This is a genomic window from Streptomyces sp. CC224B, from assembly GCF_030010595.1.
Lineage (GTDB): Bacteria > Actinomycetota > Actinomycetes > Streptomycetales > Streptomycetaceae > Streptomyces > Streptomyces longispororuber.
Genome location: NZ_JASCXL010000117.1, coordinates 1 through 17,005 on the forward strand (window position 1 = coordinate 1; position 17,005 = coordinate 17,005).

The window sequence follows — 17,005 nt, forward strand, 5'->3', positions numbered from 1 at the left end:
GGGGGGGGGGGGGGGGGGGGGGGGGGGGGGGCGCCCGGGGGGGGGGGGGGGGGCCCCCGGGGGGGGGGGGGGGGGGGGGGGGGGGGGGGGGGGGGGGGGGGGCCCGGGGGGGGGCGCCCCAGTCCCGCCCCTTCCCGTAACCAGGGGGCTGCCGCCCCCTGGACCCCCGCTCATCGGCGCTCCGCGCCTCGTCCTCAAACGCCGGACGGGCTGGACTATCGCGGCGCGGGCCCGTTCGACAGTTCCGCCGGACAGGCCTGGATGGTTGTGGCGCGGGCTCGTTGCGCAGGTGCTACCGGACGGGCTCGTTCCCATGGGTGTGGCCGGTTGGCCCCCCGTGTCGGGGTGGCTCGACGTGCCGGATTCCCGGTGGCGTGTGAGGCTGGCCGCACGACCTTGATCCTCTCCGTCGCCCAGGAGGGCGACCCGGCACCGGGAGGGGTCCGTGCGGTGACTTCATGGCTGCTCCGTACGCCGTGCGCGGCGGTACTGGCCGCGGCGCTGCTCACCCCGGCGCCGGGGCACGCCGCCGAGCCGTCCCCGGCTCCCTCGGCCGCGTACTACGACGAGGTGTCCCTCGCCGGGAGCCGCGCGGGCGAGGGGCGGCCCCGGCCCGGCCGGGCCCGGCCGCTGGACGTGCCCGACCCGCGGGGGTGGCGCCCGCTGCCGCCCCCGGCCCGCGAGCAGCGGCCCCGGCCGGAGCCGCCGCCCGCGGCCGACCCCGGCGACACCACCGAGCAGTCCGCCCGCAGCCGGGCGACCGGGCCGCCCATCCCCGGCCTGCGCGTCCTGCCGCTCGGCGCGGGGCTGGTCCTCATCGGCCTGGGCCTCGGATTCCTGGGGCTGCGGCTGCGCCGTGGCTGAGCCGGCCGTTGCGCCACGTGGACAGGCGGATGACCTCGTACAGGGTGGATCACCGGTGTACGGGGGCACCACGGAGGTGTGAGGAACGGGTACGAGAGAATGGCGGCATGGAGATGCCGAGGAACGAAAGGTCGCCGGAGAACCCCCAGGTCCTGGTTGTCGGCCAGGACGGCATGGCGCTCGGCGGCGGAGGCGACGACGACGCCCGCGAGGTCCCGGTGACGGACATGGTCGAACAGCCCGCGAAGGTCATGCGCATCGGCAGCATGATCAAGCAGCTCCTTGAGGAGGTCCGCGCGGCGCCTCTGGACGAGGCGAGCCGTGTGCGCCTCAAGGAGATCCACGCCAGCTCCGTGAAGGAGCTGGAGGACGGGCTCGCACCGGAGCTGGTCGAGGAACTGGAGCGTCTGTCGCTGCCGTTCACCAACGAGACGACGCCCAGCGACGCGGAGCTGCGCATCGCGCAGGCCCAGTTGGTGGGCTGGCTCGAAGGCCTCTTCCACGGGATCCAGACGACCCTGTTCGCGCAGCAGATGGCCGCCCGGGCGCAGCTCGAGCAGATGCGGCGCGCGCTGCCGCCGGGCGTCCGCGGGGGCGACGACGACGAGGAGGGCAACGTGGCGGGCCGCAGCGGGGGGCCGTACCTGTAACCCCACCGGGGGAGAGCCCACCGACCGCACACGAAGGGGCCCGGTACGCGTCGCGCGTACCGGGCCCCTCGGTATGCGGGGAGAGCGACCGCTCGCGCCGGGGCACCCCGAACGGCTCCCGCCCGGGCGGCACCCGGCCACGCGCAGGCGAACGGCCCCCGCCGGGGAGGGGGCGGCACCCGGCCACGCGCCGACGAAGGCTCCCGCCGGGGAGGGCGGCACCAGCCCCGCGCCGGCGAACGGCTAGGACGCGGTGGGCGGGTTGCCCGTCGAGATCTGGAAGGTGATCTCCACGTTCTTCGGGTCCACGTCCGAGCCCTCCTTGGGGATCTGGCCCATGACGGTGTCCTCGCCGTACGTGTTCTCGTTGACCTCTTGCTTGTCGTAGTTCCATCCGGCCGCCTGCAGGCAGGACAGCACCGATCGCCAGTCCTTGTAGGTGAAGTCCGGCAGTTTGATCTTGTTCGGGTCGTTGTACGACGTGTCCGGCTCGGTGCAATCCGTCTTCTCGACCGTCTTCGTCCGGTCCGGACCCCGGTGGCCCGCCACCGGCTTCTTCGTCTCCTTGGCCTTGCCGCCGTCGTCGTCGCCGTTCAGGGACAGGGCCGTGATCAGGCCGCCGATGGCGATCAGGGCGACGACGACGGAGCCGATGACGACCGGCAGGTTGCGCTTGCGGCCGCCTCCGCCGCCGGTGGGGGCCGCCGCCGTGGTGGGCTGCGGGGAGATGGTGTACGGGGGCGGGGTCGAGGCAGCCTGGGGGCCCGGGCCGTAGGCGTTGGTGGGGGCGGGGGTCTGGTAGCCCTGCTGGGGGTAGCCGTACCCGGCCTGGGGCGTGGCGGTCGCCGGGCCGTAGGGGCCCGGCTGGTACGGCGTCTGGACGCCGCCCTGCGGCTGCGGCGCGGCCGTGTCGACCGGCGGGAACACGGCGGAGCCGACCCCCGCGCCGCTGGCGGTCGGGGCGCCCGCCACGATGCTCGGCGCGGCCGCCTGGAAGGACTGGCCGACGCGCAGGCACTCGTCGCGCATGGCCTCGGCGGTCGGGAAACGCTCGTTCGGGTTCTTCTTCAGCGCGCGGGCCACCAGGGCGTCCACGGCCGGCGGCAGCGAACGGTTGATGGAGGAGGGCGCGACCGGCTCCTCCTGGACGTGCGCGTACGCGATGGCCAGCGGCGAGTCCGCGTCGAAGGGCAGGCGCCCGGTCACCAACTGGAAGAGCATGATGCCGACCGAGTACAGGTCGGAGCGGGCGTCCACACCGCGGCCGAGGGCCTGCTCGGGCGACAGGTACTGCGGCGTGCCGACGACCATGCCGGTCTGCGTCATCGAGGTGACGCCGGACTGCATGGCGCGGGCGATGCCGAAGTCCATGACCTTGACGACGTTCCGCTTCGTCATCATCACGTTGCCGGGCTTGATGTCGCGGTGGACCAGGCCCGCCTCGTGGCTGATCTCCAGGGCCGCGAGCACGTCCGCGGTGATCTTCAGCGCCTGGTCGGTGGGCATCGCGCCGTGCTGCTGGACCGCCGCCTCCAGGACGGAGCCGAGGGGCTTGCCCTCCACGTACTCCATGACGATGTACGGCATGGCCGTGCCGCCGAGGTCGTCCTCGCCGGTGTCGAAGACCGAGACGATATTGGTGTGCGTGAGCTTGGCCACGGCCTGCGCCTCGCGGCGGAAGCGCTCACGGAAGGACTGCTCACGGCCCAGCTCGGTGTGGAGTGTCTTGATCGCGACCTGTCGGTCGAGCACCGTGTCGTACGCGAGGTGCACCGAGGCCATCCCGCCCTCGCCGAGCAGATCGCGCAGCTGATAGCGGCCGCCGGCCAGCGAACTGCCCGCGTACCGGCCCTGAGCGCCGTCCTGGCTCATGTCGTGCGTCCCCCATCGGCGCGGACGCGAGACGGCGCCGCGGCTGTGACTGTGGCTTCGGGCTGCGATCGGAAGACGTCCACAGGACAGTGATCGAGCCGCTATTCCTGGCCAAGTCTGCCCGAGGGCGATGTCACGTCAAGCTCGGTGCCCGTTCCGTGACCGTACGCGCAAGAAGAGTCTCGGAAGCGTTACAAGTTTGCCCCGGCGGGCCCCCGGCGGGTTTGATGGCCGGTCCACCTCGGACCGGCATGTCCCGGAGAGGCTGTAGCGTGGCACGGCGGAGTACCCCGTACCGCTCCCATCACGCATCCGGTACACGCCCTCCACGGGCGGACCACGATCAGAACGACGGCGAGGACTGATGGCACAGACGCAGCGCGCTCAGGGCCCGTCCGACCCCGAGGCGACTGGCGGCGGTATGTCAGACGCGCCTGAAATGTGGGGTAACGGCGGACTTGTCGGAGACGGCAGGTACCGCCTGACCCGCAGACTCGGCCGGGGCGGCATGGCCGAGGTCTTCGCGGCCGAGGACGTACGCCTGGGCCGCACGGTCGCGGTCAAGCTGCTCCGCTCCGACCTCGCCGAGGACCCCGTGTCCAAGGCGCGCTTCACGCGCGAGGCGCAGTCGGTGGCGGGCCTGAACCACCACGCGGTCGTCGGGGTCTACGACTCGGGCGAGGACCTGATCGGCGGGAACTCCGTCCCCTACATCGTGATGGAGCTGGTCGAGGGCCGCACCATCCGCGACCTGCTGCTCAACGCGGAGGCCCCCGGGCCCGAGCAGGCCCTGATCATCGTGTCCGGGGTCCTGGAGGCGCTCGCCTACTCGCACCAGCACGGCATCGTGCACCGCGACATCAAGCCCGCGAACGTGTCCATCACCACCACCGGCGCGGTGAAGGTGATGGACTTCGGCATCGCGCGCGCCCTGCACGGGGCGTCCACGACGATGACGCAGACCGGCATGGTGATGGGCACGCCGCAGTACCTGTCGCCGGAGCAGGCGCTCGGCAAGGCCGTCGACCACCGGTCCGACCTGTACGCGACGGGCTGCCTGCTGTACGAACTGCTCGCGCTGCGGCCGCCGTTCACCGGCGAGACGCCGCTGTCCGTGGTCTACCAGCACGTGCAGGACACTCCCGTCCCGCCGTCGCAGGTGTCCGACGCGGCGCCGCCGGAGCTCGACGGGCTCGTCATGCGGTCGCTGGCCAAGGACCCCGACGACCGCTTCCAGACCGCCGAGGAGATGCGCGGCCTGGTCCAGTACGGGCTGCAGATGCTCGCCGAGCAGGGCAGCCACACCGGGACGTGGAGCACCGGGCCGGTCGACGCGGCCCCCGGCCACGAGGACGGTCGTACGGCCGTCATGGGCGTCGCCGGTACGACCGCGATGTCGCACAACGGGGACAGCGGGACCGCGCAGATCCCGGGCCCCATGCTGCGCCCGCCGGGCGGTGACGACGGCGGCTTCGACGGCGGCCACCGGGACGGCGGCGGCCGCGGGCGCGCGGGCAAGCTGTGGATCCTCGCCGTGCTCGCGGTGGTGGCGATCGCCGTGGGCATCGCCTTCGCGCTGTCCGGGAACGACGGCAAGGCCAAGAAGGACGACACCCCCCCGAAGCCGCCGACGACGAAGCAGTCGCAGGAGAAGAAGCCGAGCAAGAGCGCGGACGACGAGAAGTCGCAGGACCCCGGGACGCAGCCGGGCGGCGGCACGACCGGCGGCCAGAACGACGACTACACGCAGCGGCCGACGCAGCCGACCCAGCGGCCGTCGCAGCAGCCGACGCAGCCCACGCAGCCGACCACGGGGCCGACGGATCCGCCGACCGAGCCGACGGACCCCGCGACCCAGCCGACGGATCCGCCGACGCAGCCGTCCGACCCGGTGTCGCCGCCGGACGACAGCGGCGGCAGCGAGGGCGGTACCGAGGGCGGCGACGGCGGCACCGAGGGTGGCGAGGGCGACACGGAGTGACCCTTTCCGGGTGCCCGGAGTGATCACCTCCGAGTGCCGGGAGTGATCACCTCCGGGTGATCTTCTCCGTGCCCGGCCCGCGATCGGCGCGCGCCGCCCGCTCCGGCCGGCGCGCGTTCCCGGGCCGGAGCACGTAGCGGGACAGGACCGCCCCCACACGGGCTTCCGGCACCTCAGGGGGCGGCGAGGTACCCGGGCACAGGGTGTGCACCGTGCTGGTCTGCGGGGCGAGCCGCAGGTACACCGCGTCGTACGGCTCCCCGTCCACGAAGCACGGGGGCGGGCCGAAACGGGCCAGTTCCGCCGGGGTGGGGCGGGCCCCCTCGCAGAGGCCGACGAGCTGGACGGTCCACCGGCCCTCGGACGCCGCGGCGGTGCCCAGGTTGTCCGCTCCGTACGCGACGACGCTGCCCAGGCACGCGTCGTGGTACCCGAAGCCCCGGTGCATGCGCAGCAGGAGGTGCCCGTCGCACACGATGTGGCGGGCCGCCGCGAGGAACGGCAGGGCGCGCATGCTGGTCGCCACCCGGCCGTGGTCGGTGCGCCGGAGCAGGGCGAAGGCGAGCTGGCGCTCGGATACGGAGGGCATGGTCCCACCGTGCTGCACCCGCGCGGGGCGCAGAAGAGCACCCCGCCCCGTACCCCGGGGGACGTTGGTCCCGAAACCCGTCCGGCACCGTTCCGGAACCGCGCGGCCCGGCGGCCCGCCCCGGAACCACGCGGCCCGGCCGGGGAGAACGGCCCGGGAGAACGGCCCCGGAGGACGGAGCGCAGCCCCGCGACCCGCGGGGAGGCGTCAGCGGCGCTCGGCCTGCATCCGCGCCACGTAGGCCGCGGCCTGCGAGCGCCGCTCCATGCCCAGCTTCGAGAGCAGGCTGGAGACGTAGTTCTTGATGGTCTTCTCGGCGAGGTGCAGCCGCTCGCCGATGGCGCGGTTGGTCAGGCCCTCGCCGATCAGGTCGAGGATCCTGCGCTCCTGCTCGGTGAGGTTGGCCAGGCGGTCGTCGGACCGGGCGCCGCCGCCGTCGCGCAGGCGCTCCAGGACGCGGGCGGTGGCGACCGGGTCGAGCAGGGACCTGCCCGCCGCGACGTCCCGTACGGCGGTCAGCAGCTCATTGCCCCGGATGGCCTTGAGGACGTAGCCGGAGGCCCCGGCCATGATGGCGTCGAAGAGGGCCTCGTCGTCCGCGAAGGACGTCAGCATCAGGCATTTGATGGAGTCGTCCTGCGAACGGATCTCACGGCAGACCTCGACCCCGCTGCCGTCGGGCAGGCGCACGTCGAGGACGGCCACGTCGGGCCGGGTGGCCGGAATGCGTACCAGCGCGTCGGCCGCGGTTCCCGCCTCCCCGACCACCTCGATGTCGGCCTCCACCGAGAGCAGTTCGTGGACTCCGCGCCGGACGACCTCGTGGTCGTCGAGCAGGAATACCGTGATTTTTCCTTCTTCGCGCACGGTGTCAGTGTCACACATCAAGTCTTCCCGTGCCCGGGGTGCCCGGGATAACGTGCCGGTGTTCCGGCCCCCTGCCAGGCTGTGATCAGTGGCGTGACCAGGAAGTGTTTCCCGGCTTTAGCGATTTTCTTGGATTCCCTAGAACAATTTACTTGGAAATCCAAGCAACACCGCAGGTCAGACGGGGTTTCACAGTTTTGGGACGCACTGGGTACCGTGCTTGGAGAAGGGTGCTCGCCGGGACGACTGTCACGCCTTATCCCGGCTGAGCGCACCCACCCCGTGCGACGGGCTGGAATCGGGCGAGCCGTACTGGCCTCCCGGTGGACCCCGGGGGCCGGACCGACGGAGGAGCACACGTGACCGTGGAAAGCACCGCCGCGCGTACGCCGCGCCGCGCAGGCAGCGGCGGCAAGCGCACCAGTGCGAGTTCGAAGAGCGCGAGCGCGAAGAGCACCGCTGCCGGCGCGAAGAGCGCCAGCACGAAGAAGGGCGCGAGCGCCGGGAAGGCCGGCGGAGCCGGGGCCGGGCAGCCCGAGCTGGTACAGCTCCTGACGCCCGAGGGCGAGCGGGTCGTCAGCGCCGAGTACGACCGGTACGTCGCGGACCTCACCCCCGAGGACCTGCGCGCCCTGTACCGGGACATGGTGATGACCCGGCGCTTCGACGCCGAGGCCGTCACCCTGCAGCGCCAGGGCGAGCTGGGCCTGTGGCCGTCGCTCCTCGGCCAGGAGGCCGCGCAGGTCGGCTCGGGCCGGGCGACCCGCCAGGACGACTACGTCTTCCCCACCTACCGCGAGCACGGCGTCGCCTGGTGCCGCGGCGTGGACCCGACGATGCTGCTCGGCATGTTCCGAGGGGTGAACAACGGCGGCTGGGACCCCAACGGGAACAACTTCCACCTGTACACGATCGTCATCGGCTCGCAGACGCTGCACGCCACCGGCTACGCGATGGGCGTGGCCAAGGACGGCGCGGACAGCGCGGTCGTCGCGTACCTGGGCGACGGCGCGACGAGCCAGGGCGACGTGGCCGAGGCCTTCACGTTCTCCGCGGTGTACAACGCGCCGGTGGTGTTCTTCTGCCAGAACAACCAGTGGGCGATCTCCGAGCCGACCGAGAAGCAGAGCCGCGTGCCGCTGTACCAGCGCGCCCAGGGCTACGGCTTCCCGGGCGTGCGCGTGGACGGCAACGACGTGCTCGCCTGCCTCGCCGTCTCCAAGTGGGCCCTGGAGCGGGCGCGCACGGGTGAGGGACCGGCGCTGATCGAGGCGTTCACGTACCGCATGGGCGCGCACACCACCTCCGACGACCCGACGCGCTACCGCCGCGACGAGGAGCGGGAGTCCTGGGAGGCCAAGGACCCGATCAAGCGGCTGCGGGCGTACCTGGAGGCCCAGGGCCACGCGGACGAGGCGTTCTTCGCGGAACTCGAGGCGGAGAGCGAGACGTTGGGCAAGCGGGTGCGGGACGTGGTGCGGGCGATGCCCGACCCGGACCCGATGTCGATCTTCGAGAACATCTACGCGGACGGACACGCGCTCGTCGACGAGGAGCGCGCCCAGTTCGCCGCCTACCAGGCGTCGTTCGCGGACGCACCTGCGGACGCCGTGGCCGGCGGGGAGGTCAAGTAATCATGGCCGTACAGAAGTTCCCGATCGCCAAGGCGATCAACGAATCGCTGCGCACGGCCCTGGAGGCCGACCCCAAGGTCCTCGTCATGGGCGAGGACGTCGGCAAGCTCGGCGGCGTCTTCCGCGTGACCGACGGCCTGCAGAAGGACTTCGGCGAGGACCGGGTCATCGACACCCCGCTCGCCGAGTCGGGCATCGTCGGCACGGCCATCGGCCTGGCGCTGCGCGGCTACCGGCCGGTCGTGGAGATCCAGTTCGACGGCTTCGTCTTCCCGGCGTACGACCAGATCGTCACGCAGCTCGCCAAGATGCACGCGCGGGCGCTCGGCAAGGTCAAGGTGCCGGTCGTCATCCGCATCCCGTACGGCGGCGGCATCGGCGCGGTCGAGCACCACAGCGAGTCCCCGGAGGCGCTCTTCGCGCACGTGGCGGGGTTGAAGGTGGTCACGCCGTCGAACGCGTCGGACGCGTACTGGATGCTCCAGCAGGCCATCCAGAGCGACGACCCGGTGATCTACTTCGAGCCCAAGCGGCGCTACTGGGAGAAGGGCGAGGTCAACACCGACGCCATCCCGGACCCGCTGCACAGGGCCCGGGTGGTCCGCGAGGGCACGGACGCGACGCTGGTGGCGTACGGCCCGATGGTGCGCACCTGCCTGGAGGCGGCCGCGGCCGCCGAGGAGGAGGGCAAGTCGCTCGAGGTCGTGGACCTGCGCTCGGTCTCGCCGATCGACTTCGACACGGTGCAGGCCTCCGTGGAGAAGACGGGCCGCCTGATCGTCGTGCACGAGGCGCCGGTGTTCTTCGGCTCGGGCGCGGAGATCGCCGCGCGCATCACGGAGCGCAGCTTCTACCACCTGGAGGCGCCCGTCCTGCGGGTCGGCGGCTTCCACTCGCCGTATCCGCCCGCACGGGTGGAAGAGGACTACCTGCCGGGCCTCGACCGGGTGCTCGACGCCGTCGACCGCTCGCTGGCGTACTGAGGGAAGAGGGTCGTGACGACAATGACTGACACCGCGTCGGCCGTCCGCGAGTTCAAGATGCCCGACGTGGGCGAGGGGCTCACCGAGGCGGAGATCCTCAAGTGGTACGTGGCCGAGGGTGACACCGTCACCGACGGCCAGGTCGTGTGCGAGGTGGAGACCGCCAAGGCAGCCGTGGAGCTGCCCATTCCGTTCGACGGCACGGTCCGGGAGCTGCGCTTCCCGGAGGGCACGACGGTCGACGTCGGCCAGGTGATCATCACCGTGGGCGTGGCCGGAAGCGCGGCTGACGCGCCGGAGGCGGCCCCGCCCGCGCCGGCCGCGGAACCGGCGCCCGAGCCGGCGGAGCCCGCGGCGCCCACCGGCCGCCAGCCGGTCCTCGTCGGGTACGGCGTGGCGGAGTCCTCCACCAAGCGCCGTGCCCGCAAGCCCGTGCCCGGCCAGGCCGAGGATCCGTCCGCCGCGGCGGCCGCGGCCGCGGTCCAGGCCGAGCTGAACGGCCACGCCGCGCCCGCGCCCCAGGTCGCGGCCGTGCCCCAGGTCGCGGCGCCCGCGCCCGCGGGGGCCCGCCCGCTGGCCAAGCCCCCCGTCCGCAAGCTCGCCAAGGACCTGGGCGTCGACCTCGCCACGGTCACGCCGACGGGTCCGGACGGCGTCATCACCCGCGAGGACGTGCGCGCGGCCGTGGCCCCGGCTCCGGCCCAGCCGGCCGCGGAGCCCGTGCGGCCCGCACCGGCCCCGGAGCCGGTGGCGGCGGCGACCGCCGACGGGCGCGAGACCCGCGTCCCGGTCAAGGGCGTGCGCAAGGCCACGGCGCAGGCGATGGTGCACTCGGCGTTCACGGCGCCGCACGTCACGGAGTTCGTGACGGTGGACGTGACGCGCACGATGAAGCTCGTCGAGGAGCTCAAGCAGGACCGGGCCTTCGAGGGGCTGCGGGTGAACCCGCTGCTGCTGGTCTCCAAGGCCCTCCTGGTGGCGATCCGCCGCAACCCGGACGTCAACGCCGCCTGGGACGAGGCCAACCAGGAGATCGTCAAGAAGCACTACGTGAACCTGGGCATCGCCGCGGCGACCCCGCGCGGTCTGATCGTGCCGAACATCAAGGACGCGCACGCCAAGACCCTGCCCGAGCTGGCCGAGGCCCTCGGCGAGCTCGTCACCACCGCCCGCGAGGGCAGGACGTCGCCGGGCGCCATGCAGGGCGGCACGGTCACGATCACGAACGTCGGCGTCTTCGGCGTCGACACGGGCACGCCGATCCTGAACCCCGGCGAGTCCGCGATCCTCGCGGTCGGCGCCATCAAGCCCCAGCCGTGGGTGCACAAGGGCAAGGTGAAGCCGCGTCAGGTGACCACGCTCGCGCTGTCCTTCGACCACCGCCTGGTGGACGGGGAGCTCGGCTCGAAGGTGCTCGCGGACGTGGCGGCGGTCCTGGAGCAGCCCAAGCGGCTGATGACCTGGTCGTAGCCGCGGGGACGCGCGCGAGCAGCACGAGCAGCACCAGCAGCACGAGAAGGGGGCCCGCCGCGGTGTGCGGCGGGCCCCCTTGCCCGTGTCTCCTGGGAGCCACGGTCCGTACCCCCAGGGAGGCACGGCCCGTGTCTCCGGGGAGTTACGCGGTCACGCGACCTTGAAGCCGTAGTCCAGGACCTTCTTGGCGTCCGTGTAGCGCGATTCCTTCGTCGACGACATCAGGACCGAGCCGACGATCGTCTTGCCGTTCCGGGTCGCGGCGAAGACCAGGTTGTACTTCGCCTGGGAGCCCGAGCCGGTCTTCACGCCGATGGCGCCGCGGTAGCTGCCGAGCAGCTTGTTGGTGTTCTTCCAGAGGGGCATGCCGCGGGTGCCGCCGTTGGGCATCGTCGGCTTCGCCTTGTAGCTCTTCTGCTTCACGAGCGAGCGGAAGGTGGAGTTCTTCATCGCCTTGACCGTCAGGTTGGTGAGGTCGCGCGGCGAGGAGTAGTTGGCGCCATTGCTTATGCCGTCGAACGAGTCGAAGTGCGTGTTGCGCAGGCCGAGGTCACGGGCGTTCTTGTTCATCTTGCCGATGAAGGACTTCACCCGGGCGCTGCGGCTGGAGCCGCTGCCGAACGTGTCGGCGAGCGCGTAGGCGGCGTCGCAGCCCGAGGGCAGCATCAGGCCGTACAGCAGGTCGCGGACGGTGGCCCTGTCGCCGACGAGGAGGCCCCTGGCCGATGAGGCGCCGTTGCGGACGATGTAGTCGCTGTACGCCTTCTGGTACTTGACCTTGGTGTTGAGGTTCAGGTTCCGCTGGGTCAGGACCGTGTACGCGGTCATGATCTTGGTGGTGGAACCGGTCTTCAGCCGGGAGTCGGCGCTCTTGGTGAACAGGGTCTTGCCCGTACCGCTGTTCATCAGGAAGCCGCCCTTGGCGGCGATCGACGGCTTCGGCGGGGTGGCGGCCTGCGCGGGGGCCGTGATGACCGTGGTCGTCATGACGGCTCCGGCCGTGACGACGGCGGCGGCGGATACCCGGCGCATGCCGGTTGTCCGGATTCTCAAGGTGAACGCTCCATTGTCCCTGATGCGTGAGTTGAGCGGTCCCCGCTCCCAAGCCCTTGGTGCGCTTGGGGCAAGGGGGGCCGCCACGGACAAGACTCACGAGGGAGCGGCAGGGATGTACGGAGGACGGGAAAAGTGACCCGAAAGTTGTCGTGTTCCCCGCCGCGTGGCGGGAATCCGTCCGGTTTGTGGTGATCGGCGAGCAAGGTGTCCGCTCTGCGGACACGGGCGAGGGTGCTCCGGTGGGGCGCCGTCCGGATGGTGGACGGAAGATCGATCGCATACCTGTTGTATCTATGCTGTGCGCATGCCCCTCGCCCCCACGGTCCCCACCGCGCCCGCCACCCCCACCGCCTCCCGCCGGGAAGCCGGCGGGAAACAGCCGCCCGCCGCCGAGCGGGTCTACACCCACGTCAAGCGGGGCGTCCTTGAGCGCCGCTACGAGGGCGGCACCCTGCTGACCGAGGGCGAGCTCGCCGAGGCCGTGGGGGTGTCCCGTACGCCCGTGCGCGAGGCGCTGCTCAAGCTGGAGGTGGAGGGGCTGCTCCGGCTCTACCCGAAGAAGGGCGCCCTCGTGCTGCCCGTCTCGGCGCAGGAGATCGCGGACGTCGTCGAGACCCGGCTCCTGGTGGAGACGCACGCGGTGCGCAAGGCGGTGCCCGCGCCCCCGGGCCTGCTCGACCGGCTCGCGGAGCTGCTGGAGCAGCAGCGGGGGCAGGCCGCGGCGGGGGAGCTGGCCGCCGCCGCGGTGACCGACCGCCGCTTCCACGCCGAGATCGTCCGCAGCGGCGGCAACGACATCCTGTCGCGCCTGTACGACCAGCTCCGCGACCGCCAGCTGAGGATGGGCGTGGCCGTGATGCACTCCCACCCCGACCGGATCGCCAAGACGCTGGCCGAGCACGAGGAGCTGCTCGCCGCGCTGCGGGCCGAGGACGCGGACGCCGCGGTGGCGGTCGTCACCCGGCACGTCGGCTGGTTCCAGCACCTGGCGCGGGGAGCCACCCGATGAGCGCCCCCGCCCGGCTGCCCGGGGACCCGCCCGGGGGCGGGCGCGCCGTGTTCGTGTGGGGCGTGGGCGTCGCCGTCTACTTCGTCGCCGTCACCTTCCGCACCTCGCTCGGCGTCGCCGGCCTCGACGCCGCCGACCGCTTCCACGTCAACGCCTCGGCCCTGTCGACGTTCTCGATCCTCCAGCTGCTCGTCTACGCGGGCATGCAGATACCCGTCGGCCTGATGGTCGACCGGCTCGGCACGAAGAAGGTGCTGGCGCTCGGCGCGGCCCTGTTCACCCTCGGCCAGCTCGGCTTCGCGCTCGCGCCCTCGTACGGGACGGCGCTGGCGGCCCGCGCGCTGCTCGGCTGCGGCGACGCGATGACGTTCATCAGCGTGCTCCGGCTCGGCACGCGCTGGTTCCCGGCCCGGCGCGGGCCGCTGGTGGCGCAGCTCGCCGGGCTCGTCGGCATGGCGGGCAACCTCATCTCCACGCTCGTCCTGGCCCGGCTGCTGCACGGGGTCGGCTGGACCACCGCGTTCGCGGGCAGCGCGCTCGCCGGTGTCGTCGTCCTGGTCCTGGTGGCGCTGTTCCTGAAGGACCACCCCGAGGGGCACGAGCCGCCGCGGGCCGCCCGTGACGCGGACCGGCCGGACTCCGGCCCGGCCTCCGTACGCCGGCAGATCTCGCTGTCCTGGCGGGAGCCCGGCACCCGGCTCGGGCTGTGGGTGCACTTCACGACACAGTTCCCGGCGATGGTGTTCCTGCTGCTGTGGGGGCTGCCGTTCCTGGTCGAGGCGCAGGGCCTGTCCCGCGGCACGGCGGGGGACCTGCTGACCCTGGTGGTCCTGTCGAACATGGCCGTCGGCCTGGTCTTCGGCCAGATCGTGGCCCGGCACCACACGGCGCGGCTGCCGCTGGCCCTCGGCACGGTGGCCGTCACGGCGACCGTCTGGGCGGGGATGCTCCTGTACCCCGGGCAGCACGCCCCCATGTGGCTGCTGATCGTGGTCTGCGCCGTGCTCGGGGCGTGCGGTCCCGCCTCGATGATCGGCTTCGACTTCGCGCGGCCCGCGAACCCGCCGGAGCGCCAGGGCACGGCGTCGGGCATCACGAACATGGGCGGCTTCGTCGCCTCCATGACGACGCTGCTCGCCGTCGGCGTCCTGCTGGACGCCACCGGCGACGACTACCGGATCGCGTTCTCGGCCGTCTTCGTCCTGGAGGCGGTCGGCGTCAGCCAGATCCTGCGGCTGCGGGGGCGCGCGGCGCGCCGGGAGCGGGAGCGGCTCGTGGCGAGCCGGGTGGAGACGGTGCACGTACCGGCGGCGTGAGACGCCCCCGGGCGGGGGCACGCCGAACGGACGGGGGCGGGGCGGGCCGGGAGGGGGCGCGTCCCCCCTCCCGCCGCACCCGCGTCAGGGCGTCCCGGGGACGTCGGGGATACCGAGGATTCCAGGGGCGTCAGGTCGTCAGGTCGTCAGGGCGTCACGGCGTCAGGGCCTCAGGGCGTCACGGCGAAGTTGCCGAGGATGGCGTCGCCGAGCTCCTGGTCGCCCTCCACCTTCACCCGGTCCCTGACCGCCGCGTACGTGACGCGTCCGCAGGCGAGGCGGGAGTACGTCTCCCAGTCCGTGGCGATGGTGACGAGCGGGCCCAGGGAGGGGGTGTTGTCGACGGTGCCCTGGCCCTCGCCGTCCACGCGTACGGTACGGAGGAATTCGACGGGCCCGCTCACGTCGAAGACCACGGCGGAGTTCGCGGGGGCGCCCGCCTTCTTGGCGACGACCTTGCCGAGGCCGTGCAGCATCAGGTCGCGGGCGACGTACGCGCCCGGCGAGTCGAGGTTCCCTGGCCGGCGCAGCGCCACCCGCAGGTCCTGCTCGTGCACCCACACGTCGAACGCCCGCAGCCGCATGGCCAGTTCCAGGGTCTGCTCGCTGCCGAGGGGGCCGCGCACCAGGGTCTCCGGGGCGCGCGACTCATTCCGGATCTGCCGGTTGCGGCGGATGATCGTGTACTCCAGCTCGGCGGTCATCTCCGGGGCCGTGTGGTGGCGGCGGACGTCCACCTGCATCTCCATGTACCGCTGGCCCTCGGTCTTCACGTGGTACAGGTCCCGCGGCAGCGTGTGGATCGGACGCGGGTCGCCCAGCATCTCGCAGTCCAGGCCGATCACGTGCGAGACGATGTCCCGGACCGACCAGCCCGGGCACGGGGTTGGCTGGTTCCACTCGCCCTCGGCGAGCGGGGTCACCAGCTCGGATATCGCTTCCACGGCGTGGGCCCAGGCATCGGCGTAGGTTTGCAGGCTGGGATGGAGACTCACGGGACCCCTCGGCGGTCGTACGCGGGCGGTGGGTGTCTGAGGGCTTAAGTTACGCTGCCCGTGGGCACCCCGGCAGTGCTTTCGTGTGACGATCGTAGGCCTACTCGACGGTTCGAATGCCAGGACGGTGGTACTGTGCGCGCCTCTCTCCTCCAGATCGCCGTAGACGATGACGAATCAGTCATCTCCCGCCGGGCGCGCGTCTCTTCGCTGGTCCGCGAGGTGGTCGAGCGGGAGGGTTCCGGCCTGGTCGTGCTGCCGGAGCTGTGGACGACGGGGGCCTTCGGGTACGAGGCGTTCGCCGCGGAGGCGGAACCGCTGGAGGGGCCCACGTACGAGGCGATGGCCGAGACCGCGCGCGAGACGGGGGTCTGGCTGCACGCGGGCTCGATCCCCGAGCGGGCGGTGTCCGTCGGCGCCGCCGCGGGCGACGGGGTCGCCGGGGCCGACGTGGCTGACGGGGCCGCAGGGGTCGCCGAGGCCGATGAGGCCCTCTTCAACACCTCCCTCGTCTTCTCCCCCTCCGGCGAGCTCGCCGCCGCGTACCGCAAGATCCACCGCTTCGGCTTCGACAAGGGCGAGGCCGTGCTGATGGGCGCGGGGCACGAACTGGCCACCGTGCGCACGCCCGAGACGGTGCTCGGCCTCGCCACCTGCTACGACCTGCGGTTCCCCGAACTCTTCCGGGGCCTGGTGGACGCGGGCGCCGAGGTCTTCGTGGTGCCGGCGGGGTGGCCCGCCCGGCGGCGTGCGCACTGGTCGCTGCTCGCGCGGGCGCGGGCCGTGGAGGACCAGGTGTACGTGCTCGCGTGCGGGACCGCCGGGACGCACGCCGGCGTCGAGCAGGCGGGCGCGAGCGTCGTCGTCGACCCGTGGGGAGAGGTCGTCGCCGAGGCGAGCCCCACGCGGGAGGCCGTGCTCACCGTGGACCTCGACCTCGCCAGGGTCGCCGAGACGCGGGAGCAGTTCCCCGCGCTGAAGGACCGGCGGCTTGGCGTGGCCGCGCCGACGCTGTGAGGGCGGGGCGGCACCCGGCCAGGGCGGGGCGGCACCCGGGGGCTGTCGCCGGGCGCGCGGCGGTCGAGGCGCGGACACGGCCCTAGTCACCGCCGCGTTCCTTCTCCGCCAGGCGGATGACGCAGACCGCGACGGCCACGACCAGGGCCGGGTCGACGTCGTCCCTGGCGATGTGCAGGCCGTAGGCGTCGCGCACGCTGAACCAGCGGCGGGAGATGTCCGCGAGCAGCTCCCCCTCGTACTCGACGGCGAACTCCCGGTCGAGGATCTTGCCGCTCACGTCCAGCTCGTGGCCGTCGGCCAGGGCCACGCGGTAGTGGTTGCGCAGCAGCGAGAGCCGCTTGCGCTTCACCGTCGCCAGCGGCTCGCCCTCGCGCTCGACGACCATGGTGTCGCGCAGGGCGAACATCTTGGCCTTCATCTCGACGAGCACCCGCCCCTGCGGGTCCTTCAGCTCGAAGGTGTCCCGCAGCCGCATGGCCTTGCCGTCGACGAGGAAGACCTTGGTGCCGCGGTCGTCCTCGATCCAGTAGTCGTCACCGATGCCGAAGATCCGGTCCCGTACGAGAAGCTTCATGCGGCACGGGTACCCCCGAAGGGGGCGGTTGGCTCCTCGGGTCGCCGGGACGGGGGACGGAACGGACGGGCGGCCGGATCACCCCCGGCTCGGGCCGGGCCCGGCCCGGCACCCGGCCCCCG

Annotated in this window: 15 protein-coding genes; 9 read left to right on the top strand and 6 right to left on the bottom strand. The window is 72.6% G+C overall.

From position 1 onward, the window contains the following. Positions 1-450 precede the first annotated feature (450 nt). Entirely contained in the window at positions 451-864 is a 414-nt protein-coding gene (locus tag QK440_RS33350; RefSeq protein WP_282796989.1) for a hypothetical protein, read from the top strand. A 107-nt stretch (positions 865-971) separates the two neighbouring features. Next, positions 972-1,514, top strand: a complete 543-nt coding sequence (locus QK440_RS33355) for a bacterial proteasome activator family protein (RefSeq protein ID WP_282796990.1) — start codon at positions 972-974, stop codon at positions 1,512-1,514. Between the two features lie 243 nt (positions 1,515-1,757). Here QK440_RS33355 and QK440_RS33360 read toward each other — a convergent pair whose 3' ends face one another. Further along, a complete protein-coding gene (locus QK440_RS33360) occupies positions 1,758-3,386 on the bottom strand; it encodes a protein kinase (RefSeq protein ID WP_282796991.1) in 1,629 nt (542 codons plus the stop codon). 364 nt (positions 3,387-3,750) lie between these two features. Between QK440_RS33360 and QK440_RS33365 the strand changes: the two genes are divergently transcribed. Then, positions 3,751-5,367, top strand: coding sequence for a protein kinase (locus QK440_RS33365; protein ID WP_282796992.1), 1,617 nt, complete (start codon positions 3,751-3,753; stop codon positions 5,365-5,367). A gap of 46 nt (positions 5,368-5,413) precedes the next feature. On the opposite strand, the gene QK440_RS33370 is transcribed toward QK440_RS33365, so the two are convergent. After that, positions 5,414-5,956 (bottom strand): pyridoxamine 5'-phosphate oxidase family protein, encoded by a 543-nt coding sequence (locus QK440_RS33370; protein ID WP_282796993.1) that lies wholly within the window; start codon positions 5,954-5,956, stop codon positions 5,414-5,416. 207 nt (positions 5,957-6,163) lie between these two features. Continuing rightward, positions 6,164-6,823 carry a response regulator transcription factor gene (locus QK440_RS33375; protein WP_282796994.1) on the bottom strand — a complete coding sequence of 220 codons (660 nt, stop codon included), beginning with the start codon at positions 6,821-6,823 and terminating at the stop codon, positions 6,164-6,166. 359 nt (positions 6,824-7,182) lie between these two features. Here QK440_RS33375 and pdhA point away from each other — a divergent pair, with 359 nt between their 5' ends. From pdhA to QK440_RS33390, 3 genes are read left to right on the top strand one after another with little or no spacing between them, the layout of a single operon-like run. Continuing rightward, complete coding sequence (gene pdhA, locus QK440_RS33380) at positions 7,183-8,457, top strand: pyruvate dehydrogenase (acetyl-transferring) E1 component subunit alpha (protein ID WP_282796995.1); 1,275 nt, start codon at positions 7,183-7,185, stop codon at positions 8,455-8,457. Between the two features lie 2 nt (positions 8,458-8,459). Next, positions 8,460-9,440 (top strand): alpha-ketoacid dehydrogenase subunit beta, encoded by a 981-nt coding sequence (locus QK440_RS33385; protein WP_282796996.1) that lies wholly within the window; start codon positions 8,460-8,462, stop codon positions 9,438-9,440. 12 nt (positions 9,441-9,452) lie between these two features. After that, on the top strand, positions 9,453-10,910 hold the full coding sequence (locus QK440_RS33390) for a dihydrolipoamide acetyltransferase family protein (RefSeq protein ID WP_282796997.1): 1,458 nt from the start codon (positions 9,453-9,455) through the stop codon (positions 10,908-10,910). Positions 10,911-11,063: 153 nt separating this feature from the next. On the opposite strand, the gene QK440_RS33395 is transcribed toward QK440_RS33390, so the two are convergent. Further along, the gene (locus tag QK440_RS33395) at positions 11,064-11,945 is read right to left on the bottom strand and encodes a serine hydrolase (RefSeq protein WP_282796998.1); all 882 of its coding nucleotides are present in this window, start codon (positions 11,943-11,945) and stop codon (positions 11,064-11,066) included. Between the two features lie 328 nt (positions 11,946-12,273). Here QK440_RS33395 and QK440_RS33400 point away from each other — a divergent pair, with 328 nt between their 5' ends. Both QK440_RS33400 and QK440_RS33405 read left to right on the top strand, forming a co-directional pair. Next, positions 12,274-12,978: a GntR family transcriptional regulator gene (locus QK440_RS33400; protein ID WP_282796999.1), complete on the top strand. Its 705-nt coding sequence runs from the start codon at positions 12,274-12,276 to the stop codon at positions 12,976-12,978. Next, the gene (locus QK440_RS33405; RefSeq protein WP_282797000.1) at positions 12,975-14,294 is read left to right on the top strand and encodes an MFS transporter; all 1,320 of its coding nucleotides are present in this window, start codon (positions 12,975-12,977) and stop codon (positions 14,292-14,294) included. Before QK440_RS33400 ends, QK440_RS33405 begins: the two co-directional genes overlap by 4 nt. 170 nt (positions 14,295-14,464) lie before the next feature. Here QK440_RS33405 and QK440_RS33410 read toward each other — a convergent pair whose 3' ends face one another. Next, positions 14,465-15,289: a maleylpyruvate isomerase family mycothiol-dependent enzyme gene (locus tag QK440_RS33410; RefSeq protein WP_282797001.1), complete on the bottom strand. Its 825-nt coding sequence runs from the start codon at positions 15,287-15,289 to the stop codon at positions 14,465-14,467. A 135-nt stretch (positions 15,290-15,424) separates the two neighbouring features. Here QK440_RS33410 and QK440_RS33415 point away from each other — a divergent pair, with 135 nt between their 5' ends. Then, on the top strand, positions 15,425-16,306 hold the full coding sequence (locus tag QK440_RS33415; RefSeq protein WP_282797002.1) for a carbon-nitrogen family hydrolase: 882 nt from the start codon (positions 15,425-15,427) through the stop codon (positions 16,304-16,306). A gap of 82 nt (positions 16,307-16,388) precedes the next feature. Here the strand turns inward: QK440_RS33415 and QK440_RS33420 are convergent, their stop codons facing one another. Then, positions 16,389-16,883, bottom strand: coding sequence for an LURP-one-related family protein (locus tag QK440_RS33420; protein ID WP_282797003.1), 495 nt, complete (start codon positions 16,881-16,883; stop codon positions 16,389-16,391). Between the last annotated feature and the right edge of the window lie 122 nt (positions 16,884-17,005).